Source organism: Dietzia sp. DQ12-76 (genome assembly GCF_014145045.1).
Classification (GTDB): Bacteria; Actinomycetota; Actinomycetes; order Mycobacteriales; family Mycobacteriaceae; genus Dietzia.
In genome coordinates this window covers 1-1,117 of sequence record NZ_JAALDV010000501.1, presented here as the reverse complement: position 1 = coordinate 1,117, position 1,117 = coordinate 1, and the positions used below count along the sequence as shown (strand labels likewise).

General features: G+C 70.8%; 2 protein-coding genes. Both read right to left on the bottom strand.

The window, feature by feature from the left end; translation table 11 throughout:
* On the bottom strand, positions 1–234 hold a 234-nt coding region (locus tag G6019_RS15590), incomplete at its 3' end, for a potassium-transporting ATPase subunit C (RefSeq protein ID WP_182627992.1).
* A gap of 3 nt (positions 235–237) precedes the next feature.
* On the bottom strand, positions 238–1,117 hold an 880-nt coding region (locus tag G6019_RS15585; RefSeq protein WP_182627990.1), incomplete at its 5' end, for an HAD-IC family P-type ATPase.

Here is a 1,117-nt window from a genome sequence, read left to right as displayed (position 1 = left end):
GTGGAAGAACGGATCCGGCTGGCCGGGCTCGACCTGCGGGTCGGTGGCGAGGAGCGCCGAACCGACCGCGCAGCCGGCGGCGTCCCGGACGATCGACCCCTCGGCCGAGGCGGTGTCGAGCCGCGAGACCGCCCAGACCGAAACCGGATAGGCGAGGCCGCACAGGAGGGTGGCGAGGGCGACGACGACGAGGGCCGGCCGCAGCTGGCGCAGAGCAGTGGTGAGAGTGGACATGAGTCACGCGATCCCGGGGAGGTGTCGGACGAGCAGGTCGATGAGCCAGATCCCGAGGAACGGCGCGATCACGCCGCCGACCCCGTAGATCAGCAAGTTGCGCCGCAGCAGCGACGCGGCGGAGGCCGCCCGGTACCTCACGCCCCGGAGGGCGAGCGGGACCAGCAGCACGATGACTATCGCGTTGAAGATCACCGCGGACAAGATCGCCGACTCGGGGCTCGCGAGCCCCATGACGTTGAGCCTGTCCAGCTGCGGGAAGATCCCCACGAACAGCGCCGGCAGAATGGCGAAGTACTTGGCCAGGTCGTTGGCCAGCGAGAACGTGGTGAGCGCGCCGCGGGTGATGAGCAACTGTTTGCCGATGCCCACGATGTCGATGAGTTTGGTGGGGTCCGAATCCAGATCCACCATGTTGCCGGCCTCCTTGGCGGCCGTGGTGCCCGAGTTCATGGCCACGCCGACGTCGGCCTGGGCCAGGGCGGGGGCGTCGTTGGTGCCGTCACCGGTCATCGCGACCAGGCGCCCCCCGGTCTGCTCGGCGCGGATCCGCGCGATCTTGTCGTCCGGGGTGGCCTCGGCCAGGTAGTCGTCGACCCCCGCCTCGGCGGCGATGGCCGCGGCGGTGAGCGGGTTGTCCCCGGTGATCATGACGGTGCGGATCCCCATGGCCCGCAGTTCGGCGAAACGCTCGCGCATTCCGGGCTTGACCACGTCCGAGAGCTCGACGGTCCCGAGGACCCGGGGTGCGCTGGCCGGAATCAGCTCGCCGCCCTCGTCGTCGCCGGTCTTCGTCGCATCCCCGGCCCCGTTGGCGCGGACCGTCATCTCGGCCACCACCAGCGGCGTGGCCCCGCGCCGGGCGATGCGTTCGACGGACTCC